The organism is Planctomyces sp. SH-PL62, from assembly GCF_001610895.1.
GTDB lineage: Bacteria > Planctomycetota > Planctomycetia > Isosphaerales > Isosphaeraceae > Paludisphaera.
The window spans coordinates 938,618-962,622 of record NZ_CP011273.1 but is presented as its reverse complement, the minus strand read 5'-3'; the positions used below and the strand labels follow the sequence as shown (position 1 = coordinate 962,622).

The 24,005-nt window shown below is 68.9% G+C and carries 17 protein-coding genes and 1 tRNA gene; 11 read left to right on the top strand and 7 right to left on the bottom strand.

The genetic code is table 11. The features are described from left to right. Window positions 1–54 precede the first annotated feature (54 nt). Window positions 55–1,236: a Gfo/Idh/MocA family protein gene (locus tag VT85_RS03785; RefSeq protein ID WP_082858331.1), complete on the bottom strand. Its 1,182-nt coding sequence runs from the start codon at window positions 1,234–1,236 to the stop codon at window positions 55–57. A gap of 375 nt (window positions 1,237–1,611) precedes the next feature. Between VT85_RS03785 and VT85_RS03780 the strand changes: the two genes are divergently transcribed. The 5 genes from VT85_RS03780 (at window position 1,612) to VT85_RS03760 (ending at window position 9,138) form a co-directional block, all read left to right on the top strand. After that, the gene (locus VT85_RS03780; protein ID WP_197491076.1) at window positions 1,612–2,778 is read left to right on the top strand and encodes a Gfo/Idh/MocA family protein; all 1,167 of its coding nucleotides are present in this window, start codon (window positions 1,612–1,614) and stop codon (window positions 2,776–2,778) included. Window positions 2,779–2,810: 32 nt separating this feature from the next. After that, window positions 2,811–3,275: a nickel-responsive transcriptional regulator NikR gene (gene nikR / locus VT85_RS03775; protein WP_068410733.1), complete on the top strand. Its 465-nt coding sequence runs from the start codon at window positions 2,811–2,813 to the stop codon at window positions 3,273–3,275. Window positions 3,276–3,476: 201 nt separating this feature from the next. After that, window positions 3,477–7,127, top strand: coding sequence for a DNA polymerase III subunit alpha (gene dnaE, locus VT85_RS03770; protein WP_082858330.1), 3,651 nt, complete (start codon window positions 3,477–3,479; stop codon window positions 7,125–7,127). 352 nt (window positions 7,128–7,479) lie between these two features. Next, a complete protein-coding gene (locus VT85_RS03765; protein ID WP_068410731.1) occupies window positions 7,480–7,929 on the top strand; it encodes a carboxypeptidase-like regulatory domain-containing protein in 450 nt (149 codons plus the stop codon). Window positions 7,930–8,013: 84 nt separating this feature from the next. Beyond that, on the top strand, window positions 8,014–9,138 hold the full coding sequence (locus VT85_RS03760; protein WP_068410730.1) for a DUF1559 domain-containing protein: 1,125 nt from the start codon (window positions 8,014–8,016) through the stop codon (window positions 9,136–9,138). A gap of 98 nt (window positions 9,139–9,236) precedes the next feature. On the opposite strand, the gene VT85_RS03755 is transcribed toward VT85_RS03760, so the two are convergent. Further along, window positions 9,237–10,274 (bottom strand): N(4)-(beta-N-acetylglucosaminyl)-L-asparaginase, encoded by a 1,038-nt coding sequence (locus VT85_RS03755; RefSeq protein WP_197491075.1) that lies wholly within the window; start codon window positions 10,272–10,274, stop codon window positions 9,237–9,239. A gap of 214 nt (window positions 10,275–10,488) precedes the next feature. Here VT85_RS03755 and VT85_RS03750 point away from each other — a divergent pair, with 214 nt between their 5' ends. The 4 genes from VT85_RS03750 to VT85_RS03735 all read left to right on the top strand — a co-directional run bounded on the left by VT85_RS03750 (window position 10,489) and on the right by VT85_RS03735 (window position 13,680). Beyond that, the gene (locus VT85_RS03750) at window positions 10,489–10,986 is read left to right on the top strand and encodes a hypothetical protein (RefSeq protein ID WP_068410724.1); all 498 of its coding nucleotides are present in this window, start codon (window positions 10,489–10,491) and stop codon (window positions 10,984–10,986) included. 203 nt (window positions 10,987–11,189) lie between these two features. Beyond that, entirely contained in the window at window positions 11,190–11,402 is a 213-nt protein-coding gene (locus VT85_RS03745) for a hypothetical protein (RefSeq protein WP_068410722.1), read from the top strand. Between the two features lie 107 nt (window positions 11,403–11,509). Further along, entirely contained in the window at window positions 11,510–12,538 is a 1,029-nt protein-coding gene (locus tag VT85_RS03740; RefSeq protein WP_082858913.1) for a DUF1559 domain-containing protein, read from the top strand. A gap of 104 nt (window positions 12,539–12,642) precedes the next feature. After that, window positions 12,643–13,680 (top strand): N(4)-(beta-N-acetylglucosaminyl)-L-asparaginase, encoded by a 1,038-nt coding sequence (locus tag VT85_RS03735; RefSeq protein ID WP_068410708.1) that lies wholly within the window; start codon window positions 12,643–12,645, stop codon window positions 13,678–13,680. A gap of 82 nt (window positions 13,681–13,762) precedes the next feature. On the opposite strand, the gene VT85_RS03730 is transcribed toward VT85_RS03735, so the two are convergent. The 3 genes from VT85_RS03730 to VT85_RS03720 form a co-directional block, all read right to left on the bottom strand. Further along, the gene (locus VT85_RS03730; protein ID WP_068410705.1) at window positions 13,763–14,260 is read right to left on the bottom strand and encodes a hypothetical protein; all 498 of its coding nucleotides are present in this window, start codon (window positions 14,258–14,260) and stop codon (window positions 13,763–13,765) included. A gap of 383 nt (window positions 14,261–14,643) precedes the next feature. Next, the gene (locus tag VT85_RS03725; RefSeq protein ID WP_068410701.1) at window positions 14,644–15,420 is read right to left on the bottom strand and encodes a Bax inhibitor-1/YccA family protein; all 777 of its coding nucleotides are present in this window, start codon (window positions 15,418–15,420) and stop codon (window positions 14,644–14,646) included. Between the two features lie 253 nt (window positions 15,421–15,673). Next, window positions 15,674–17,227: an FAD-dependent oxidoreductase gene (locus VT85_RS03720; RefSeq protein ID WP_068410697.1), complete on the bottom strand. Its 1,554-nt coding sequence runs from the start codon at window positions 17,225–17,227 to the stop codon at window positions 15,674–15,676. Between the two features lie 238 nt (window positions 17,228–17,465). Here VT85_RS03720 and VT85_RS03715 point away from each other — a divergent pair. Next, window positions 17,466–17,547, top strand: a tRNA-Leu gene (locus VT85_RS03715). A 198-nt stretch (window positions 17,548–17,745) separates the two neighbouring features. Continuing rightward, the gene (locus VT85_RS26500) at window positions 17,746–19,710 is read left to right on the top strand and encodes an ATP-binding protein (protein WP_082858328.1); all 1,965 of its coding nucleotides are present in this window, start codon (window positions 17,746–17,748) and stop codon (window positions 19,708–19,710) included. A 35-nt stretch (window positions 19,711–19,745) separates the two neighbouring features. Here VT85_RS26500 and VT85_RS03710 read toward each other — a convergent pair whose 3' ends face one another. Then, entirely contained in the window at window positions 19,746–20,159 is a 414-nt protein-coding gene (locus VT85_RS03710) for an SRPBCC family protein (RefSeq protein ID WP_068410694.1), read from the bottom strand. A gap of 71 nt (window positions 20,160–20,230) precedes the next feature. After that, window positions 20,231–23,842, bottom strand: a complete 3,612-nt coding sequence (locus VT85_RS03705) for a hypothetical protein (RefSeq protein WP_068410691.1) — start codon at window positions 23,840–23,842, stop codon at window positions 20,231–20,233. Between the last annotated feature and the right edge of the window lie 163 nt (window positions 23,843–24,005).

Below are 24,005 nucleotides of genomic sequence, written 5' to 3'. Positions count from 1 at the left end.
CGGCCGGATCGTTGGGATTGGGTTAGGGGTGCGGGGATGAACGGCGGCGAGTCCTCACTTGACCTCGTCGAGCGTCACCGGGCGGCGTTCGATCGCGGAGATCATCGCGGCTTCCAGGACGCGCTGGGTCTGGTAGGCGTCCTCGAAATCGGGGAGCGGGACGACCGGCTCCTGGCCGCCGAGGACGCGGAGGATGTCGTACGCCTGGTTGGTGAAGCCGTGCTCATAGCCCAGGACGTGGGCGTCGGGCCACCAGTTCTCGGCGTAAGGGTGGTCGCCGCCGTGGGTGCACATGATCGTCGTCCAGCCCTGCACGGCGCGGGGGCGGGTGGCGTCGTAGAACTGCAATTCGTTCATGCGTTCGAAGTCGAACTTGAGCGCGCCCTTGGAGCCGTTGATCTCGAAGCCGTTGCGGTTCTGGTTGCCGGTGGCCTGGCGGGCGGCCTCGAACGACGCCACGCCGCCGCCGGAGGTCCGGGCGAGAAACAGGACGGCGTCGTCGACCGTCACCGGCCCGGTCTTCTCGGCCCCGCCGACGCCCGCGGCGATGCCGCCGGCGGTCGGCCCGGTCACCAGCTTGCGCTCCTTGATGAACGTCTCGGCGATGGCGCCGGCGATCTCGACGATCTCCTCGCCGGTGACGAACCGCACCATGTCGACGATGTGGGCGTTCAGGTCGCCGTGCGAGCCCGCGCCGGAGCCTTCCTTCTGGAACCGCCAGATCAGCGGGATCGACTCGTCGGCCCAGTCCTGGAGGTAGAACGCGCGGGCGTGGCGGATCGTCCCCAGCGCGCCGGACTTCACCAGGTTGTACGCCGTGGCGACGGCCGGGCAGCGGCGGTAGTTGTACCAGACGAAGGTCTTGCCCGGCGACTCCTTGGCCGCGGCGACCATCAGCCGGGCCTCCTCGATCGTCCGGGAGATCGGCTTCTCGCAGGCGACGTGCTTGCCCGCCTTCAGCGCGGCGAGCGCGACCTCGGCGTGCATGTTGTTCGGCGTGACCACGTCCACCAAGTCGATCGCCGGGTCGGCGACGGCGGCCTTCCAGTCGGTCGACGACTGCTTCCAGCCCCAGGTGTCGGCGAACGCCTTCGCGGCCTCGGCGTTGCGGCCGAAGACCGTGTGCATCACCGGCATGACCGGCGGCTTGAAGAACCTGGGGATTTGCGACCAGGCGTTCGAATGCGTCCGCCCCATGAACCCCTGGCCGATCATGGCCACGCTGATCTCACGCATAAATGACCCTCGATGAACGGACGGGAGAAGGACCAGGGACCGCTCCGGGACGCCGGCGATTCGTCCGACGCGATCGGGATCATGCCGGGGCGTCGGATCGACGACCGGTCGGCGCGGCGATCCAGGCCAATATAGCCGTCCCTCCGGGGCCGTCCAAGGGCCGACCGCCGCACGTCGGCCCACCCGCCGAAACCGAGGCGGCAGGCCCTCCGCGACGTCGCGGGCTCGACCGAGGGCGCCTGATCGGCCCGATCGACGCAAGCCCCCGAGTCGCACGCAGCCTTCCCCTTGCGGCCCGTCCCGTCGCGCGGCTACGCTCGACTTGCGACGCGAGCCGGATCGGGTCGATCGAGCCCACGACGTCGGAAGGCCGCCATGATGAAACGACGAAAGCTGCGGGTGGGGATGGTGGGCGGGGGCGGGTCGAACAGCTTCTTCGGGGCCCCCCACCGCCGGGCGATCCTGATGGACAACACGTCCGACCTGACCGCCGGGGCGCTGCGGAGCAAGCCCGACGATTCGCTGGCCGCCGCCGCGGAACTCTACTTCCCTCGCGGGTATCCCGACTGGAAGACCCTCGTCGAGCGCGAGGCGGCCCTCCCCGACGACGAGCGGATCGACTATCTGACGATCGTCACGCCCAACGACGCCCACGTCGGCCCGGCCGAGGCCGCCGCGACCGTCGGCATCCCCGTGCTCTGCGAGAAGCCGCTGACGACGAATCTCGACGAGGCCCGCCGCCTCCACGCGGCGGTCCAGGCCGCCGAGATCCCGTTCGTCGTCGCCCACACCTACACCGGCTATCCGATGATCATGTTCGCGCGCGAGCTGGTGCGCGACGGGCTCGTCGGCGAGGTCCGCAAGATCGAGGCCTGGTATCCCCAGGGCTGGCTCGCCTCCCGTCGCGAGGAGACGGGGAACAAGCAGGCGTCGTGGCGGACCGACCCGGCGCAGGCGGGCGCTTCGGGCTGCGGGGGCGACATCGGCTCTCACGCTTATGAGTTCATCCGGTTCGTGGCCGGCCTGCACGCGACGAAGCTGTCGGCGAGGATGAAGTCCGTCGTCCCCGGCCGACCGCTCGACGACGACTTCGCCGTCTTCGCCGAGCTGAACAACGGCGCGATCGCCACCGTGACGGCCTCGCAGATCAGCATCGGGGCCGAGAACGACAACGGATTCCGCGTGATCGGCACCGCCGGCACGCTCCAGTGGCGGCACACCCACTTCACCCAGCTCGAGCATTTCGTGGCCGACCGCCCCGTCGCGGTGTACCGCGCCGGAGCCGACTACAGTTACATGCCGGCCTCGATCCGGCCCTATCTCCGGATGCCCTGCGGCCACCCGGAAGGTTTCCACGAGGCCCTCGCCAACCTGCACCGCACGATCGAATGGTCGATCCGGGGCCGTCGCGGTGAGGACGCCCCGAAGCCGTTCGACCACCCCGGGATCATCGACGGCGTCGCCGTGATGGCGTTCCTGGACGCGGCCGTCGCCAGCGCCCGCGAGGATGGCGCGTGGGTCGACGTGCCGTTCTCTGGCTGAGAGCGTCCACACGACGCCGGGAGGATCGAGCCGTGAAAGAAAGCCTGGTCCGTTTCAGCGTCGCCATCGGCGGCGAACTGCTCCGAAAATTCGACGACTACCGCGAACGTCATCGCTACGCCAACCGCAGCGAGGCCGTCCGCGGCCTCATGCGCGACGCCCTCATCGACGAGGCGATCGACGAGGGGGCGACCGACGCGATGGGGGTCGTCACCCTGATCTACGACCACCACGCCTCCCGGATCGCCAAGCGACTGACCGAAATCCAGCACGAACACCTGGAGATGGTCGTGACCACCACCCACGTCCACCTCGACTCCGCCCGTTGCCTCGAAGTGATCCTCCTCCGCGGCCGCGCCTCGCTCGTCCACCGCCTGGCCGACGCCCTCATCGGCACCAAGGGCGTCGAGACCGGCCGCCTCGTCCTCGCCGCCGCCGCCCCCGTCGCCGACGGCCACCCACATTCGCACGGGCACGACCACCCGCATCCGCATTGAGGGGGACTTCGGTCTTCATCACCTCCGGCTCGCGGATCGAGGAGCGAAGACCGACGCCGTCGGGCGCACGACCGACCAGGCCCCTCGGCCGATCTCCTAAGGACGCGGCCCGACTCCCGGGTGCTGGCCTCGTATGATATAATGGACTGGACGCGGGTACACGAAGAATCCGCGTCATCCCCCCGCATGGAGCAAACCGGAATGTCGAGCCGACCGTTCTGCCATCTTCACTGCCATAGCCATTACAGCTTGCTCGACGGGGCGAACAAGCTGCCGGACCTGGTCAAGCATGTGAAGGCGAGCGGGATGTCGGCGGTCGCGGTGACGGACCACGGCAACCTGTTCGGCGCGGTGGAGTTCCTCCGCGAGGCGAAGTACGCCGGGATCAAGCCGATCGTGGGGATCGAGGCGTACGTCGCGCCGGGCAAGCGGTCGGACCGCTCGACGAACGGGTCGGGGGACGAGAAGTTCGCGTACCACCTGACGCTGCTGGCGAAGAACGGCGTCGGGTTCCGCAACCTGCTGCGGCTCTCCTCGCGGTCTTACCAGGAGGGGTACTACTACAAGCCCCGAGTCGACAAGGAGTTGCTCGCCCGCTACAGCGAGGGGCTCATCTGCCTCTCGGGCTGCGTGGGGTCGGAATTCTCGCAGCACCTTTTGCGAGACCGCTTCGAGCAGGCCGAGAATCTGGCGATCTGGTATCAGAAGACCTTCGGCGAAGGGAACTTCTACATCGAGATCCAGGACAACGGCCTGCAAATCCAGCGCGACGCGCGGGAGCGCCAGGTCGACGTGGCGCGGAAGCTCGGGATGCCGATCGTCGCCACCAGCGACGCCCACTACCTCCGGCAAGACGACAACCTCTCGCACGACGTTTTGCTCTGCATCAACACCGGCAAGACGATCGACCAGCCGCTGGACAAGCCCCGGTTCATCAACGACGAGGGCCGGATCTCCGACCAGTTCCACGTCCGTTCGCCGGACGAGATGTACGCCGCGGCCCCGGGCTTCGAGGAGGCCCTGAAGCAGTCGGCCCTGATCGCCGAGATGGTCGAGGAGAATTACACCAGCGCCGAGCTGGGCAAGCGCCAGTTCCCCTCGTTCCAGCCCCCGGACGAGAAGTCGCCCGAAGCGTACCTGCTCGAACTCTGCGAACAGGGGCTCCGGGAACGCTACCCGGATCCGCCGCCGCCGGAGGTTCGCGCGCGGCTCGATCACGAGCTGGGCACGATCAACCGAATGGGCTTCGCGTCGTACTTCCTGATCGTCTGGGACTTCGTGCGATACGCGCGGGAGAACAACATCCCGGCGCTGGCGAGAGGATCGGCCTGCGGCGCGCTGGTCAGCTACGTCCTGCGATTGAGCGACGTCTGCCCGATCAAGTACGACTTGCTGTTCGAGCGGTTCCTGGACCCCAACCGCTCCGAGGCGCCGGACATCGACATCGACCTCTGCCAGGAGCGCCGGTACGAGGTCATCGAGTACGTCCGCCGCAAGTACGGCGACGCCAACGTCGCGCAGATCGGCACCTTCGGCACCATGAAGGCCAAGGCCGCGATCAAGGACGTCGGCCGCGCGATGAATCTGCCGCTGTCGCGGGTCGAGGAGATCAACAAGCTGATCCCGACCCGGCTGAACATCACGCTCGACGAGGCGATCGTCGAGGAACCGGCGCTCAAGCGGATGGCCGAGCAGGACCCTGAAATCCAGAGGCTCCTCGACTTCGCCCGGCGGCTCGAAGGCTCGGCGCGGAACGCCAGCACGCACGCGGCCGGCGTGGTCATCGCCGACCAGCCGCTGGAGTCGCTCGTGCCGCTACAAGTGATCCGTCGCGGCGACAAGGAGGAGGTCCTCTGCACCCAGTGGGGCATGGGGGACGTCGAGAAGGCCGGCCTCCTGAAGATGGACTTCCTGGGCCTCCGCAACCTCACCACGCTCCAGGCCGCCGTCCGAATCATCGGCGAACGCTTCCCCGACAACCCCCTCGACATCGGCTCGCTGCCGCTCGACGACGCCAAGGCGTTCGAGCTCCTCCAGCGCGGCGAGACCAAGGGGGTGTTCCAGCTCGAATCGGCCGGCATCCGCGACCTCCTGGTCAAGATGAAGCCCGACCGCTTCGCCGACATCATCGCCACCAACGCCCTCTACCGCCCGGGCCCGCTCAACGGCGGCATGGTCGACGAATACGTCGACGTCAAGAACAAGCGCAAGCAGGCCTCGTACCTGCACCCCGTGTTGCAGGACGTCCTGGAAGAGACCTACGGAGTGATGGTCTACCAGGAACAGGTCATGCGGATCCTCAACCGCCTGGGAGACATCGAACTCTCCAAGGCGTACGCCTGCATCAAGGCCATCTCCAAGAAGAAGACCGAGATCATCGCCGAGGGCCGCGGCCAGTTCATCAAGGGGGCCGTCGAGAAAGGCCTGGAGCGCGACAAGGCGGCGCGGATCTTCGAGCTGATCGAGTTCTTCGGCGGCTACGGCTTCAACAAGTCGCACAGCACCGCCTACGCCTTGGTGGCCTACCAGACGGCCTACCTCAAGTCCCACTACCCGACCGAGTACATGGCCGCCGTCCTCTCGTCCGAGATGGGGGGCGCCGAGCGCGACAAGTTCTTCGTCGAACACATCGAAGACTGCCGCCGGATGGGGATCGAGGTCCTGCCGCCGAACATCAACCAGGGGGGGGCGACCTTCACCGTCCATACCGAGGGGAAGGTCGAGTTCGGCCTGGAGGCCATCAAGGGAGTGGGGGGCAAGGCCGTCGAGGCGATCCTCAAGGCTCGGGACAAGGACGGGCCGTTCCTGAGCCTCGAAGACTTCTTCGAGCGCGTCTCCATCAAGGAGGTCGGTGCCGGGGCCGCCGAGACCCTCATCCGCGCCGGGGCCTTCGACTTCCTGGGCGCCCGCCGCTCCCAGCTCCTCTCCATCCTCCCCCGCGCGATGCAGGCCGGGCAGTCCAAGCAGGAGGACCGCAAACGCGGCCAGCGTGGGCTGTTCGACGAGGTCGACGTCCCCGGCGACGGCGCCTCCTCCGGCGCGGCCCCGGTCGCCCACCTGCCGGACATCCCGGAGCTCCCCGACGTCGAGCTGCTCGGCGGCGAGAAGAAGGCGCTCGGCTTCTACATGTCCAACCACCCGTTGAGCCGCCATGCCGACAAGCTCCAGGCCCTGGCGACCCACCGCGCGGCCGACATGGCCGACGCCCCGAGCAAGTCGGAAGTCACGCTCGGCGGGATGATCACCAACGTCCAGGTCCGCAACGTGCAGAAGAGCCGGTCGGGCCTCACCCGCATGGCCAAATTCACGTTCGAGGACCTCAGCGGATCGACCCCGGCCATGCTCTGGCCCGAGGAGTTCGCCAAGCTCGGCGACCTGATCGCCAACGACGCCATCGGCTTCATCAAGGGGACGATCGACCGCCGACGCGAGCCGGCCGAGATCGTCGTCAGCCGGTTCATCCCGATCGAGAACGCCGACGCCGAACTGGCCCGCGGCGTCATCATCACGCTCCACAAGGGCGTCCAGCAGCAGGAAGACCTGGAGCGGCTCCTGCGGATCGTCCGCGTCCGGCCCGGCAACCTCGACCTCTACCTGGAGATCTTCGGTATCGAGCACGTCCGACGCGTGATCTACCGCGCGGGGTCGTCGCTGAAGGTCCGCTTCGACGACCGCATGGTCTCGGAGATGGGACAGGTCGTCGGCGTGGGGAACGTCCGCCTCCTCGGCGCCCGCGGCGCCACCGCCCGCGCCGACGCCTCCTCCGCCGCGCCCGCCCGGGCCCCGGTCGCCGTCGCCGTCATGGCCGGCGCCGACGCGATGGACGACATGAACGACTCCGACGACGACTGATACCTCGATCGACGGCCCCGAGCCGGCCCCTCCCCCGACGCCGCAGTCCCCCGCGGCGAAACTTCTTCATTTCCTCATATAAGCTTCGCCCCCCATTCGTCGTTCGCGCGGCTCGACCGGGTACAGTACCTCACGTCAGTCCTTCGACGATCGTGGAAGCTCCGGCGAGCCCCGTACGACGCCCCGCATCCGACCTCCCCCAGGCCCATCGCCTGGCGGGACGGTCGCGGCGACGGCCCGCGGTCTCGCCGCGGCGCATCGAGGCGTCGAAATTTCGACCACCATTGCGAATCGACCCCGCACGGGTCGGCCGCGGGCGTCCCGGCCCGAGCGGCGGGAGCTGGAGCCGAGAATGAGCGAGCATCCGATCGGAAGCCTGGCGCGATGGCTCACGGCTGCGGCCCTGGCGGTGGGAGCGGCCGGCTGCGGCGAGTCCCGGCCGGAGGTGGGCGTCCCGACGTACCCGGTGCAGGGCAAGGTCGTCCTCGCCGGCGGCGAGCCCCTGACCTCGGGCGTCGTCGTCTTCGTGCCGGACGGGGCGCAGACGCCTCCGGTCTCGGGGACGCTCGGCCCGGACGGGTCCTACACGCTGATGACCGACGGCGTCGTCGCCGGTGCGCCGGCCGGGGAATATAAGGTCCGAGTGGAGATCGACCCGGACGCCACGCCCGCGGCCAAGGCGCCGAAGAAGCGCGGCGGGCTCCCTTTCCCGGCCAAGTACAGCAAGGAATCGACCTCGGGCCTGACCGCCACGGTCAAGGCCGAGCCCGCGAACGAGCTACCCGCCTTCGAACTTAATTGATCCCCCACCGGCCTGGAGTCGGGACCGGCCCCATTCGGGCCTGCCGACCCCCCGGGCGAATCCGCCGACTGGAGTCCCGTCTCGATGAGTCGACGTCCTTTCTTCCCCGTCGCCCGGCGCTCAGCGTTCACGCTGATCGAGCTGCTGGTCGTGATCGCCATCATCGCCGTCCTGATCGCCCTGCTGCTGCCCGCTGTGCAGGCGGCGCGCGAGGCCGCCCGCCGGGCGCAGTGCACGAATAACCTGAAGCAGATCGGCCTGTCGCTGCACAATTACGAGAGCGCCAACAGCGCCTTCCCGCCGGCCGGCCAGGGGACCGACTTCACCGCGTCGCCGCCGCGGACGATCTTCGACGAGCCGGGCGTCTTCGTCCGCCTGCTGCCCTACCTGGAGGGCACCAACATCAGCAACGCCTACAACTTCAGCCTCCCCTACACGCACACCTCGGGCTCCAACAAGACGGCCACCGGCACGGTGATCAACGCCTACATCTGCCCGTCGAGCGTCCGCGACGGGTCCGGCGGCCTCGACCCGCTCGACCCGGCCGAGGCCTCGCTGCCGGCCGGCCTCCGGTTCGGCTACGGCTTCCAGGACTACGGCGCGCCCTGCTACACCGACATCAGCGCCCTCGGCGCCGCAGGCGGCGCCGGCAGCACCGCCATCACCCCCTATCGCAACAACTTCGACCGCGCCGACGGCCTCCTCAAGGTCAGCATGACCCGCATCGCCGAGGTGTCCGACGGCACCAGCAATACGATGATGATCGCCGAGGACGCCGGCCGCGACGCCCGCTACATCGCCAACACCATGTACGCCAACGGCGTCTCCTCGCCGCTGCACGCCCCGGCCAACCCCGCCCGCGACCAGTACTTCGACGCCGGCCTCCCCCGCCGGTTCTGGCGCTGGGCCGAGGCCGACGGCGCCTTCGGCGTCTCTGGCCAGATCAACAACAACAAGACCCGCATCGGCCTGGGCCGCTACAGCACGCCCTACCCGGCCGCCGGCCCAGACCCCAGCGACAACGGCCTCAACAAGGTCAACAACAACGCCGCCAACAACGACGAGATCTTCAGCTTCCACCCCGGCGGCGCCAACGTCCTCTTCGGCGACGGCAGCGTGAGGTTCCTCAAGGAGAGCACCAGCGTCGTGGTCCTTCGCAACCTGGTGACCCCCAAGGGCGGTGAAGTCATCAGCTCCGACGCCTACTGAGTCCGGCCCCCCCGTCGACTTTCATTCGGCCCCCGGAGACCCGTCCCACGACGGGTCTCCGGGGGCCTCTTCCTGCGCCCATCCCCCCCCCGGCCCCGTCACTTCTCATACAACGGGTCGAGCTGGACGATGCGGGCCGAGTCGCCGTCGTGGACGGCCATCTTGCCGCCGGGATAGATGCAGCCGCCGGCGAACGCGCCATCCTTGGAGACGGCGTAGAACGAGACGTTGAACGTGGTCTTGCCGTCCGGCCGCCGCCGCTTCGGGTCGCGCACGCTGGTCTCGGCGATCCGCTTGAGCGCCTCCATCACGGCGTCCTTGGGCCCGAGGCCCCGCCGCATGTTCTCGACGACGAGGTAGCTGGAGAGGTTCAGCAGGTTGGCCTCGCCGATCCCCGTCGACCCCGCCGAGCCCACGGCGTTGTCCAGATAGAGCCCCGCGCCCAGGATCGGCGAGTCGCCCACCCGCCCGGGGATCTTCCACGACAGGCCCGAAGTCGTGGTCGTGCAGCCCAGGTCGCCGTGGGTGTCCAGCACGGAGCAGTGGATCGTCCCGGTGACGCGCCTTTTCATATAATCATGAAGGTAGGCGGCGACCTCGGCATCGGGCGGGGGGACCCAATCGTCGTTCGGGTCGCGCGTCTCTTTCCAGTGCAGCCACACCCGGCGCGATTCCTCGGTGAGCAGGTCCACCTCGGGGAATCCGTGGGCGCGTGCGAATCGCAACGCCCCCTCGCCGACGAGCAGGCAGTGCCGGGTCCGCTTCATGACCAGCCGGGCGACGGCCGCCGGGTGCATGATATTGCGGATCGAGGCGACGGAGCCGCCGCCGTGGGTCGGCCCGTGCATGACGGCCGCGTCCAGCTCGACGACGCCGTCCTCGTTGGGGAGCCCGCCGTAACCGACCGAGTCGTCCTTCGGATCGGCCTCGACGATCGCCACGCCCTCGATCGCCGCGTCGAGCGGGTCGACGCCCTTCTTGACCAGCTCGATCGCCTTCTCGACCGCCCGGAGGCCGTTGCCGCTGGAAACCGCCACCGGCCGACGGTCCCCCGCCGGCCTCGGCTCCGACGCCCCGATCGCCAGCGTCCCCAGGCTCGCCGCGGCCGTCGTACCCATGAACAAGCGCCGATTCACGGTTCTTCTCATCCCGCCTCACCCCTAGGTTCCGGACGTCGCAGCGGAACCCGATGCGACTTACGTGGAAATATTCGCCGACTCTTGACATTCTTATTCAGCGACTGCAAGATCACCACGTCCAACCGGCGGAACGATCGGGAATCGCCACCTCTCCCGACCGTCCATCGCATCGCGGCGCTTCCCGGCCCCCTCGAATATCGGATGACCGTCGATGGAACGCCAGATCGCCGAACCCACCCGGGCGGCCGCGCGGCCGTCCAACATGATGAAGCTCTCGCTCCTGCTGAACGCCATCCTCCTGGCGTGGGTCGGCTACGCCCAGGTCGGCCGCCACCTTCTCGTCGGGGACGGCGTCTCCATCGTCCTGGCGAACGACACCGAATCGACGATGCTCGATCCGACGATCGAGTTTCCCGGCGGCTCCTTCCACCTTCCCGAGTTGGCGGCCTGGAAAGCCGTGGGGACCTCGATCCAGGTCCCGGGCCAATTCGACGCGACGCTGACCTACAAGGACGCCGACGGGGGTTCGCAATCCCGGAAGTTCACCATCAAGCCGATCGGCGAGCTTTTGGTCGTCCTCCATGTGATCCCCGGCCCCCCTTCGGCCCCGGTCGATGCGAGCGAGGCCGCCGAGGACGCCCTTCCCCCTTCCCCGCCTCGCGGCCCCCGCGTCATCGTCTCTTATCAAGGGGAGAACACCAACATCTAGGTCCGGGCCGCCCTATCCGCCGAGGTCGGTGACGCGGTCCCGCTCTTCTCGATCCGACCGCTCCCCGCGTCCAACGACGACGCCTCGCGACGCTCGGGCCCTCGAAGCACGACAAGTCTCGCGTTCGGGTGCGTCCCTTCGCCCCCGCTCCTGGGTTGGCGAATCCCTCACCCGCCCCCTTTTGAAGAGGAGTCCACCACCCCATGTGGAGACTGAAGGCGCCGCCCCGCTCCCTGACCCTGGGCTCCCTGATCGTCGCTTTCTCGGCCGGGCTGCTCCCCACGGCCGGCTGTGGCGAGCCCGAGGCCAAGGTCCTCTCGACCGACAAGGGTCGCGACGAGTTGCAGAAGGACATCGAAAACCCCTATGGGGTCGAGGTCAAGCAGACCAAGCCCAAGTCGCGCTCGCGACGTTGAGCCGACGTCGCCGGCCGTCGCCCGGGCCGGATTCCGAGGACATGGCACGAGGTTCCGAACGACCCCCGAATCTCCCTTCATCGCACGTCATGAACCAGGAGGTCCCGATGGATCGATTCCGATCCCGCCCCCGCGGCTTCACGCTGATCGAACTGCTGGTGGTCATCGCCATCATCGCCGTGCTGATCGCCCTTCTCCTCCCGGCCGTCCAGGCGGCCCGCGAGGCCGCCCGCCGCGCCCAGTGCGTCAACAACCTCAAGCAGATGGGGCTGGGGCTGGCGAACTACGAGAGCACGAACTCCCGATACCCGATCGGCGCCTTCCACCGGGGCACCCCGTGCTCCGGCAGCCACGAGCACAGCTTCCTGATCTCGATCCTCCCCTACATCGAGCAAGGCCCGCTGTACGACTCCCACAACTTCATGATCCACTACACGGACAACCAGATCAATCGGACAGTCTACTCTACGGGCGTTCAGGCGTTCTGGTGCCCCAGCGACGGCGCGGCGGCGACCCCCGACACGCGGAGCATGGGGTATCCGATCTACTTCACCAACTATCGCGGCTCCGCCGGGACCGCCTTCTACGTGGGGCGCTACAGCGAGCCGAGCTGCGACGGCACCTACGGCACCCGCTTGGCCCGCGCCGACGGGATGCTCTACTACGACAGCTCCGTCTCGATCTCGGCCATCACCGACGGCACCAGCAACACGATGGTGGCGGGCGAGGTCGCCTACGGCAAGATCCCGGCCGACGTCCGCTGGGACTGGGTCTGGTGGTACTCGGGCAACAACGCCGACACCCTGGCGAACACGCTCTATCCCATCAATCCCCAGAAGAAGCTGAATGAGAACTACGTCAACACCAATCAGCTCGGCATCAACGTGCAGATCATGTTCCACAGCTTCTCCAGCTTCCACCCCGGCGGGATGAACGCAGCCTTCGCCGACGGCTCGGTGAAGTTCCTCAAGGACAGCATCAACAGCGCGCCGTTCGACGCCGCGACAGGCCTCCCCCTGGCGATCGTCCCCGATTCCAACGGCGTCCTCCAGGTCACCCCGGGCCAGCAGCTCGGCGTCTGGCAGGCCCTCTCCACCCGCGCCAGCGGCGAGATCATCAGCGCCGATTCGCTCTGATCCCGGCCCCGACGGATAACCGAACCGCCCGACGCGCCCCCATCGCGCGTCGGGCGGCGTCACGTCCCGTTCGCACATCCCCCTCCTTCCCCGGACGAACACCGATGACCCCGAGCGTGAACCGCCGCTGTTTCCTCTCTTTGGGGACGACGAGCCTGGCCGCCCTCTCGATCGGCGCCCTGCCGGACAGGCCGCCGGGACCTCGCAAGCCGATCGTGATCGCCAGCGGTTGGGAGAAGACGGTCGAGATCGCGATGGACCTGGTGCGCAAGGGGGCCGACCCTCTGGACGCGGCCATCGCCGGCGTGGCGATCGTCGAGGCCGACCCCAACGAGCATTCCGTCGGCCTCGGGGGGACCCCCAATGAGGAGGGGGTCGTCGAGCTGGACGCCTCGGTCATGCATGGGCCGACCCACGGCGGCGCGGGGGTCGCCGGGCTCCGCAACATCGCGCACCCCGCGGCCGTCGCCCGCTGCATCCTCCAGCGCACCAAGCACGTCCTCCTGGTCGGCGACAACGCGCTCAAGTTCGCCAAGGAGCACGGCTTCTCCGAGCAGGACCTCCTCACCGAGGAGACCCGCAAGGCCTGGATCGCCTGGAAGGAATCCAAGCTCCGCGGCGCTCGGATTCCCCAGTCCGTCGCCTCGCTCGACCCGCCGATCCGCGAGTTGGTCCAGCGCCCCACCCACGGCACGATCCATTGCTCGGTACTGGACACCCACGGCGACTTCGGTGCCGTGACCACGACCTCGGGCCTGGGCTACAAGGTCCCCGGCCGCGTCGGGGATTCGCCGATACTCGGCGCCGGCCTCTGGCTCGACAACGCCGTCGGCTCGTGCGGCTCGGTCGGCCTGGGCGAGGTCAACCTGATCAACTGCGCCTCGTTCCTCGTGGTCGAGAACCTCCGGCGCGGGGCCAAGCCCAAGGACGCCCTGGTCGCCACCACCAAGCAACTCGTCGAGACCACGCTCCGCGATCCAAGGTTCCGCACCGAGGACGGCAAGCCCGCCTTCGACGTCGTCTTCTACCTGCTCACCAAGGACGGCAAGTACGCCGCCGCCAACATCCACGGCCCGGCGAACATCGTCGTCGCCGACGGAGACACGATCAAGACGGTCGACTCGGCGACTCTTCTCGACTGAGCCCGGAACGGACGCAGCCCGCCGAGGGGAGCGCGATCGCTCGCCCCGGCGGGCCGTGTGATTCCAGGGCTCGCTCGCAGGCTCAACGGCGCGTAGCTTCGGTCCGCGTCGCGGCGATGGCGGCCACCTTGGAGGGGGAGCTCAGGCAGCAGAGAAAGCTCTCCACCGCGCCCTCCTTGGCCTCGGCGGCCAGACGATAGCCCCGGTAGACGGTCTTGGCCGGCTGACCTTCCTCGCGGATCGTCAGGGCGATCGAGCAATTGCGATCGGCGCCACGGATCTTGACGTCCTTGAGCTCCACCAGGACCTGGCCGTCGGGCTTGACGTGGAGCGTCTGCGCCTTGAAGACGCACGCGGGGTTGCCCGGCTTGACGTCGATGTCGCAGCCCTTCGATCCCAGGCCGGCGATCGCCAGCTTGAGCTCGATGTCCCGCCCCTGCCCCTTCTCGGCCGAGGCGGCCGTCGGCGTCTTCTCGGCGGCCGCGGGCCTGGAACCCTGCCCGAAGCTGAAGGGGACGAGGACGGATGCGGTCACGAATCCCGCGGCCAGGGCCGACGCATTCCAGAACCTGAGACGCATAACGGTTCGACTCCATTCTCAAAGGGCCGGCCGACCCATCCTGGGCCGCCCGTCGTCGCCCGGTCATCGGGGCGGGGATTCCAACGCCGTCCGTCGACCCGTCGCGTCCGTCGACACGGCGATCCCCACGAGGCGGATCGACGGTCGCGGGGCGGGCGCCCGACGCCGTTTCCAGGACCACGCTCGACCGGGTCGGCTGGGGCGACCCGGTACTTGAGGCTCCTTCGAGGTGGGCCGCAGATTACTACGCCGGCCCTCGCCCGGCAAGAGCAAGATCGGCGTGCGGAGGGGCCGGAAACGCCGAAGGCCGACGGCCCGCCCTGGGGCGGCGACCGTCGGCCTTCGACGCTTGCTTGTTGGATTACCAGAGTCAATTCGAGAGCTCAGTCTCGGCTGTTGGCGATCTTCTGGAGCAGCCGGAGGATCTCAAGGTACAGCCAGACGAGCGTGACCATCAGGCCGAACGCCCCGTACCATTCCATGTACTTGGGGGCCTCGCGGCGGGCGGCTTCCTCGATGAAGTCGAAGTCGAGCAGCAGATTGAACGCCGCCAGGCCGACCACCAGGAGGCTGAAGCCGATGCCCATCGGCGTCGCGCTCCAGATCAGGGGCATCGTCACGCCGAACATGCGGAGGAGCATCGAGACGACGTAGAAGAGCGCCAGCGCCCCCGTGGCCATGATGATCCCCGACCGCAGCTTGTCGGTGACGCGGATCGTCCCGCTGGCGTAGAGGAACAGCATCACCAGCGTCACGCCGACGGTCAGCGATACCGCCTGCAAGGCGATCCCCTGGAACTGGCCGTTGAGCCCCTGCTGCGCCCGGACCTGGGAGTCGATGATCTGCGAGAGGCCGCCGAGGAACACGCCCTGCATCGCCGCATACACCGGCGCGGTCCAGGGGGCGAACGTCGGCTTGAAGATCGTCACCAGCGAGATCACGAAGCCGGCGAGGGCCGCCCCGATCATCACGCCGATCGACATCTGGCCGGTGCCGACCGCGTTCCACGACCAGAGGCCGGTCGCCGACAGGATCGCCAGGAGCAGGAAGGTCTTTCCCATCGTCCCCTGGACGGTCGTCGTCAGGCTCCGAGGCGCGCCGTACACCTGGTCATAGCCGGCGAACATGTCCTGGGAAAAGGCGGGATTGCTGGACGTCACGATTTAGATCTCCTGAAGGAACGCGACGGTTGAGGTCGGTCGTCCACGGCGGCGGTCGTCCGAGGCGGGCCGCCGAGCCGAGGGCCGTCGTCGACCCTCCATTCTCGGCGACTTCTCCAGATCCGGCAAGCAGAACCGCCGTCGCGCGGCACCGCCTCCCTACTCCTTATCATACGACCGGTTCTGCAACGAAGTTCGCCGAATCCGCCGCGATCTTGCGGTCCTGAACGGAAACTCATCCGGCCCCGATCGATCAGCGCGCCGTCGCCCTCGGCCAGGCGACGTCGACCCCCTGAGATTTCAGCTTGTTCTGGAACGTCGCGAACCGATTTTCGTCCGCCCGGATGGCCTTCGGCGTCTCCTTGGTCGCCAGGGCCTGCGCCACGACCGCGCCGGCGGCCTCGCCGATCAGCCACTCCACCGGGTGCAGCCGGTAGCAGCCGTTGGTGATGTGGGTCACGCCCAGGTTCTTGCAGGCGGCGAGGAGGTTGGAGACCCGGACGGGGAGGAGGGCGCCCAGCGGGATCTGGAAGGGCAGCGAGCTGACGTCCACGTAATTCCTCCCGCCGGTCGCCGGGTGGAGGTCGATCCGGTAGCTGCCGACCCCCACGGAATCCCGGAAGGGCTCGGCGTCGACGTCCTGCCTTCCCAACTTCATGCGCCGCGCTTCCAGGCCGACGTGCTCCTCGGTGACGGTGAATTCGGCCTTGATCCGGCGCGCCTCGCGGATATACGGGGCCTTGGCGAGGCCGTCGTCGGTCCCCATCATGTCGGGACGGAGGCGCAGCCCCTTCCAGCCGGTCCCGCCGTCAGGTCGCGGACATTCGGTCTGCAACCAGTAGAAGAGCGACAGGCTGAGCTGCCGGGCGCGGCGGACGCGCGCCTCGGCCTGCTCGGCGGTCTGGCCTTCGGCGACGAGGGGCCCCAGGAGGTAGTCGTTCTGCGGCCAGTTGACCAGCGTCGCGCCGCCGCCGTCGTACGCGCCGGGGCGATAGATGGAGGGGTCGAGGATTCGGCGGTAGAGCCACAGGCCCTGCCCCTTTCCCGAGGGATCGAACCCCAGGTTCATGGGCTTGAGAGTGACGGGGTGAGTATAGGTCAGGTCCAGGAGCTTGCCCGGCCACGGGGGGGCCAGTTCGGGGACGAACCCTCGCCAGAAGTCGTACTCCTCGGGCTTTTCAATGGTGTGATCCTCGCCGTCGCGATACTCCATGGCGAAGCAGACGGTGAACGCCTGCTGGACGCCGGGGTCGGCTTCCGTCGGGGCGTGAAGCTCGCCGGTCTGCGCCTGGCTCTCGGCCCCGACGACGTGCTCGACGCCGGCCAGCGGCAGGAGGTCCCCCAGCTCGGTGGCGTCGAGGAAATAGGGCGCCGTGAGCGCGACCTCGGCGCCGTTCCGCTTGTTGCGGACGTACACCGCGCGGATGCGGTCGCCGTCGACCTCGGCGCGGGTCGGCTCGTGTTCGAGCAGCGTCGCGAGGCGGCCGAGCGAGGCGAAGGGGGCGAGCAGATCGGTCAGCACGGAAAGACCGACGCGGGGCTCATGGCAGAGCCGGGAGACGGTGCCGCCCCCCGGATTGAGGAACGGGTTCGAGAGCGCCTCGACGGTCAGCGGCGAATGCTTCTTGTAGTACTCGCGGACCCCGGTGCGATAGCCGCGGTAGCTCAGGGAGGAACCGAACTGTTCGATCCAGGGGTGCTCGTCGGGGGGGACGGCCTGGCTGGTGAGCTGGCCGCCGATCCAGTCGGTCGGCTCCGTGAGCGCCACGCGGAGGCCCTGGCGAAGGGCGGAGAGGGCGGCGGCCACGCCCCCACCCCCCCGCCGACGATCACCAGATCGACGGCCAACTCGCCGCGAGGGGCGGCGAGCGCGGCGAGGGCCTCGCGACCGAACAGGGAGGGGCCGAGGAGCGGCAGGAGGGAGAGGCTCCGGCCGCAGCGCCGAAGCAGCGCGCGTCGCGTCGTCATGAGACTGACCTCTTGGGTGCGGACTACGATCCTGTTAGGATAAGCCCGGGCGGCGAGGTCCGCGATGGGATGCCCTCGCGAGAGTGGCGGAATTGGCAGACGCGCAGGATTTAGGTTCCTGTGCCGCAAGGCGTGAGGGTTCGAGTCCCTCCTCTCGCATTCCCGCGCATCCCCTTTCCCGATCCCGTTCGCGACGTCTTCGCCGGGACGTGTCGCCGCGATCGCGTCCCCGCGTTTCCGGGCGCCGCCCCCTCGGGGCGGGGCGATCGCCGCGGTCTGGGACGAGCCGGCCTCGCAGCGACCGACGAGCCGTCCGGCGTCGGTGCGGGGCGGATCCGTGATTGGGGCTTCTCGCGCATGGGCGAGTTTGAGCGGAAATCGACGCCTCCGATCATCCTGGTCGCCGTGGCCGCGACGGCCGCGGGCCTCGGCGGATTCGCGATCGAACGGCTGGGGCGGGTCGCGAGCGACCCGGGCTCGACCTCCCACGCCTGGCACCTGATCGCCATCCAGGGCCTGATCCTGGCGGTCCTCTGCATGACGGGCGTCGCCCTCTGGCATCTTCGCCGTCGCGACGAGGCCGAGGCGAGCGGTGCGGGGCTGCTGGCCGTGCTGGAGGCGGCCCCCAACGGCGTTGCGCTCATCGACGGCTCGTGTCGGGTGGTGCTGGTCAATGCGCGGGTGGAGTCGATGTTCGGCTACCATCGCGACGAATTGCTGGGGCGGCCGATCGAAATCCTGCTCCCCGAGGCCGCCGAGTTCCTCTGCCGTCGCGCCGCGCCAGAGGCCCCTCCGGTCCTTCGCCGCGACCTGGGGGCGATCCGGGGCCTGGAGACGCAGGGCCGACTCAAGGGGGGCGGGACGACGCCCGTCGCCGTCAGCCTCGGCATCGTCGAGCTGCGTGACGCCCCCGTGGCCGCGTGCATCGTCCACGACCTCTCGGACCGGCTCCGCGAGGAGGCCCGGCTCCGCGACGCCTATCGCGCGCTCCGGTTCGCCAACGCCCGCCTCCGGGGCGTGGTCGAGGGGACGACCGACCAGATCGCCGCGCTCGACCGAGACCGCCGATTCATCCTGCTGAACACCGCGTACAAGTCGCGATTCGCCGCCCTGTTCGGTCGCGAGATCGAGCAAGGCATGCGCCTCGACGACGCCCTGGCCGGCCGCACCGACGCCTTCGCGCGACTGGCGGCTCGCTGGGACCGCGCGCTGGCCGGGGAACGCTTCCAGACCGTCGTCGCCTATCCCGACGCCGATGGGGGCGTGATCCACCTGGAGTTGACGTACAGCCCGATCCGCGACGACCAGGGCGATCTTTTGGGCGCCAGCCAGATGGTCCGCGACGTCACCGACCGCATCGAGGCCGATGAGGCCCTCCGCCGCAACGCCGCCCAGCTCGAAGCGCTCGGCGCCTCGCGCGAGAAGGCGTACGCCGCCCTCCAGGCCGCCTACGACGAGTTGAAGCAGGCCGAGGGGCAGTTGGTGCAGGCCGAGAAGCTGTCGGCCCTGGGCCAGCTCATCGCCGGGGTCGCCCACGAGATCAACAATCCGCTCGCCTTCGTGGGGAACGACCTGGCCATCCTCCAGCGCGACGTGGCGGGGCTCGTCGAACTCGTCCGGCTCTATCAGCAAGCGGGATCGACCCTCGCCGATCGGCATCCCGAACTCGCCGCCGAGATCGACGCGCTCGCCGACCGGATGGACCTCGAATACTCGCTCGAAAGCCTGGAAAGCCTGACCAACCGGGCGCGCGAGGGCCTGGGGCGGATTCGTCGGATCGTCAAGGATCTCCGCGATTTCGCCCGCCTCGACGGGGGGGATCTGGAGGAAGCCGACCTGAACGCGGGGATCGCCACAACCCTCAGCATCATCGCCGGGCCGGCCCGCGATCGCCAGGTCGAGGTCGCGCCGGACCTTCAGGAACTGCCCGCCGTGACCTGTTCGCCGGGCAAGATCAATCAGGTGGTGCTCAATCTCCTGATCAATGCCATCGACGCCAGCCCTCCGGGCTCCTCGGTGACGCTCCGCACCCGGCCGCACGGCGACGGCGTGACGATCGAGGTGATCGACCAGGGCGTCGGCATCGCCCCGGACTTCCGAAGACGGATCTTCGACCCCTTCTTCACGACTAAGCCCGTCGGCAAGGGGACCGGGCTGGGGCTCTCCATCAGCTACGGCATCATCCAGGACCACGGTGGCCGGATCGAGGTCGAATCCGCCCCCGGGGAGGGCTCGCACTTCACCGTCTTCCTGCCGCTCTCGCCCCCCCGAAAAGTGCGACTTCCCGTCGAGGCCGCCCCCGTGTCCCGCGACGACGCCTGAACCCGCCGAGCCTTACCCCCCGGCCCAGGCGTGGCTCAGGCGAAGGCGTTCTTGATCGCGGCGAGCCCGCCCTGGTAGATCCCGTCGAAGAGTCGGATCGCCTCGTCGTCGGCGATCCCCACGGGGGTGAACGTCCCCGACCATTCGACGACCGCCGCCGACTCGTCCGCCGCCTCTCGCACCCGCAGCGTCGCGAAGTAGTCGCGCACCGAGAACGGCGACTGGACGAACGAGTACGAATAGGAGCGGTCGGCCTCGCTGAAGGCTTGCAGACGCTCCACAATCACGACCCCGTCCGAGGTCTTCAAGGTACGGATGCGTCCCCCCTCGCTGGGCGTGCTTTCCGAAATCAGCGGGAGCCAGTCCGGCAAGGAATCGAACCCGCCGATGAGTCGCCAGACCCGCTCGGCGGAAGCCGGGATTTCCAGGGAGGCCGTCGTCTTAAGCATGGGCTTCCTCCAGGTCCTTTTCCCTCTCCCTCCCCACGCGGACGCGGGAGGAGTGATCGTCCGGCCGATCCTCAATCCAGCGGCCGCCCCTGGCGGGCGCGGCGATCGGCCCGCCGATCCTGCCGGCGCTGCTGGCGGATTTCCTTCTGGAGTTGACGTTCCTCCGGCGTGCGCGAGAACGGCAGGCGGAAGCCGGGGAGCAGGAGTTCGGCGTCCGGATCGAGGCCCGGATTCGGCGGGGGAGGCGCGACGTCGCGATCACGAGTCGCGGGCGGAGGCGGCGGGGGGGCGTCTCGGGGGGCGCCTCGCTCGGGGCCTTCGAGGGGGGGGACGACCTCGACGGGGGGAGCAGGCTGCGCCCGGCCCCCGCCGCGTCGGAACAGGTCGCCGATCCCCGCGCCGACGCTCAGGGTGGTCTCCAGCAGCGACTCGCCGAAATCCTTGAATCCTTCCTTGATCCGCTCGCCGTTGATCTTGGGGTTGTCCAGCGTGCCCGTCAGGGGGACCTGGATCCGGGCGTTCTCCAGCAGCAGCGAGACGACCGGGATGTTGCGCTGGGGAGGAACGACCGCGAACGTCGCCAGCATGTCGATCCGCTTGTCGAAATCCATCCAGCCCTCGATCCCGATCACGGCGACGTCGCCCACCGGCAGGATCAGGCCCTCCTGATAGATCGTCCGGCCCAGGATCCGGATCGAGACCGGGTCGCGCAGCACGAAAATCGCCTTCCGCTCCAGGTTGAACGTGTTGATCAGCTGGTCGACCAGCGGGCCGGGCATGAATCGCACGTCGTCGAACTGCACGTCCCCCTCGACCTGCGTCTTGGTGGCGTCGCCGTCGAGCGAGAAACGGGCGTCGACCAGATCGAACGACACCTTCCCCTCGACGCGCGTCGACTGATCGAGCACCGGGGCGACATAAGCCAGGACCCGGTGCGACACCTCGTCGTTGACCACGGCCTCGGCCAGCGATGAGCCCCGGCCCAGAGAGAGCCAGCTCTTCCCCATTTCATCCTTGGCGATCGCGGGATCGAGCTTGAGCCGGCCCCCGTTCAGCATCGCGTCGATCGGCGAGATCTCCAGCTCGCCGTCGACCGTGCGGATGACCAGGGTCGTCTTCTCCAGCCTCATGCCGAAGACGTCGACGAGATCGAGCTGCAGCCCGGCCTCGCCGTCCAGGGTGGAGGGTTCGTCCCTGGCCTTCTTGCCCAGCGGGATCCGACCGGCCAGGCTCCAGGGGTGGGGCCGTCCCCGGACGGAGGCGTTGGGCTCGACTCGCGAGGCCAGCTCGCGAGTCAGCCGCTCCCAATCGGGGGCGAGCATCCCGTGGAGGTCCACCACCGGGGCCTCTCCCAGCTCGGTGACGGAGCCCTGGGCGTCCGCACGGAGGTAAGGGGTGTCGAGGGCCAGCCGCGCCAGGTCGAGCCGTCGTTCCTTCACCGCGATCTTCGAATCGAGCGTCAGCGTGACTTCTCCAACGTCCCGCTTCCCCCCATTGGCCTGGAGCTGCACCAGCTCGCGGACCTGGACGACGGCGTCGAGGTCCCAGAGGTCCCCATTTTGCTTGCCATCCACCTCGGCCGCGAGCAGCCCGGCCGCCTGGGGCTTCGTCATGCCGACGACGTCCTGGATCGCGACCAGGTCGCCCGAGAGGTCGACCTGGAACCAGGCCGCCCCCTTCGAGCGGAAGCCGCCGGCGAGCACGTGGTCGACCGAGAACGCCGGCGGCTTCTCGTCGGCGCCCGCGTCCGGGTCGCGACGGGTCAGCTTCAGCTCGTCCTTCTTGACGTCGTAACGCGCCGAGCCCCGCCAGACGTAGGGCTCCTCCGGGGGGATCGTCCCGCCCGGTTCGGCCACCGGGGCGGACGAGACCTTGAGGTTGCTCGCATCGACCGATTCCGGGCCGGCGACGACGCTGCCGGCGACCTCGACGATCCGCTTCGCGTTGTCGCCGCCGAGGTCCATCGTCGTGCGGGCCAGGGCCTTGACCATCGTCGGCGTCGGCTTGTCGGCGTCCGACGTGGTCTCCAGTTTCAACTCATCTTCCGCGCTCCGGCCCTGGAACGAGACGTAACGCCAATCGCGGGGGAGGCCGGACGGCTCGGCGTCGCCGCGCACGGCCAGTTCGCCGCGGACCTCGGCACGCGTCAACGTCTCGACGACCGGCAGGCCCTTCAGGACGAGCGCCCGGATCGCGCCGTCGGCGTCGAGCAAGTATCGGCTTTGCTCACGACGATACCGCGCCTGGAGCGTCCCCTGACCAGAGGCCTCGAAGGCCCCGACGTCGACCCAATCGCGGAGCCGCTTCTGCGCTTCGGCCAGGTCGTACGCAGCGTCCACGACGATCCCTTCGTCGAGGTTCCCCTTGCCGGTCGCGGTAAGGAACGGGGTCTGGACGTCGAGCTGGTCCAGGGTGACCGCGTCGGCGGTTCGATCGAGGCGGACGACGAGCGTGGTCGCGTCGTTCCAGACGATCTGGCTCGCCCCCTTCTTCGCGGCCAGGTCGGCGAGCTTCGCGGTGACTTCGATCCGCTGGCCGGCGGCGGGGTCGGGGCGGGCCTTCGCCTCGGCGAACAGTTCGACGGCGCCCTTCTCGATCGTCACGTCGTCCTGGAGCCGGAGCGTCCGGCGAAGTTGCCCCGCGAGCGCCGCGAGGTCGACGCGCCCCTGGAGCTTGGCCGAGCGATCGGCGGCCGGAGGGAATTCGCCGACGGCGGAGAGGGTCGCGGCCGGGGCGTCGAAGGCGAACCGCTCGATCTGGTACACGCCGTCGCGGCCCTGGGCCTTCCAGCCGACGTTCAGCTCGGCCTGGCGGAACTGGTCGCCCGAGAGCTTCGGCCCTTCGGCGAGGAAGTCGTGGATGTGGGCGTCTCCCTCGGTCGTCAACACGCCGTCGATGGTCCCGGCGGCGAGCGAGCCCGAGAACTCGCCGGAGGTCGCCAGCCCTTCCAGGTCGCCGAACGTCGGGGTGATCCGCCAGGGCCAGCCGTCGCCGGTGACCGCGAGCGACGCGTTCCGCATCAGGCCGTCCAGATCATCGGCGCGGCCGAGGCTGCCGGCGATGTTCATCCGGCCGGGCTCGGCCGCCGGCTTGTCGCGGGCGAGTTTCAGGTCCCAGGAAATCGGTTCGGGATAACGTGCCAGGTCGATCGCGATGTCCGCGTGGTCGGCGTAGAAGGGGTCGGCCACCCCTTCCTGGGTGAACTTGAGGGTGGCGCCCTCGATGCGGATCTGGATCGTGTGCGGGGGCTTGTCCTGGAGGATCGGCTTGAGGGTCTCCAGCAGGTCGACGTCCCCCTCCGTCGATCGGCCGATCTCCACCGCCCCCTTTTGCAGGGCCAGGGTGCCGACGACCGGCCTGGCGAACAAAATCTGCCAGAGGTTCCAGGAGAACGTCCCCGTCGGCGCGGCGACGAGCCTGGAGCCGTTCGCGTCCAGCAGCGCCGGGGCGTCGATCTCGGTCGGCCGGAACCAGGAAACGCGGATCCGATCGAACGCCACTCCGCCCGGCGCGAGGACCCGATTGGCGGCCGCCTCGATCCTGGGCTTCGCCCACGGCGAGCTCGCGATCCACGGCAGCGCCGCGAACAGCGCGACGGGGACGGCCAGGATGATCAGGGCCAGCCCGACCCAGAGCCGCCACCGCCTCGGCCGACGCGCCGGAACCTCGTTCGACATGCTCATGGAGTCCGCTCTCGATCCGCAAGGCCGAAGGTGTCCGCCGGCCGATGCTCCCGGCCCACGGTCGTCCACTATAACCGGAGGCCGCCGCGACCGTCCCGCCGATTCCGTCGGGAGCGGCGGCGAACCCCGGGCGGGGCCGGGATGTCCCTTGACCGTGGGGGCC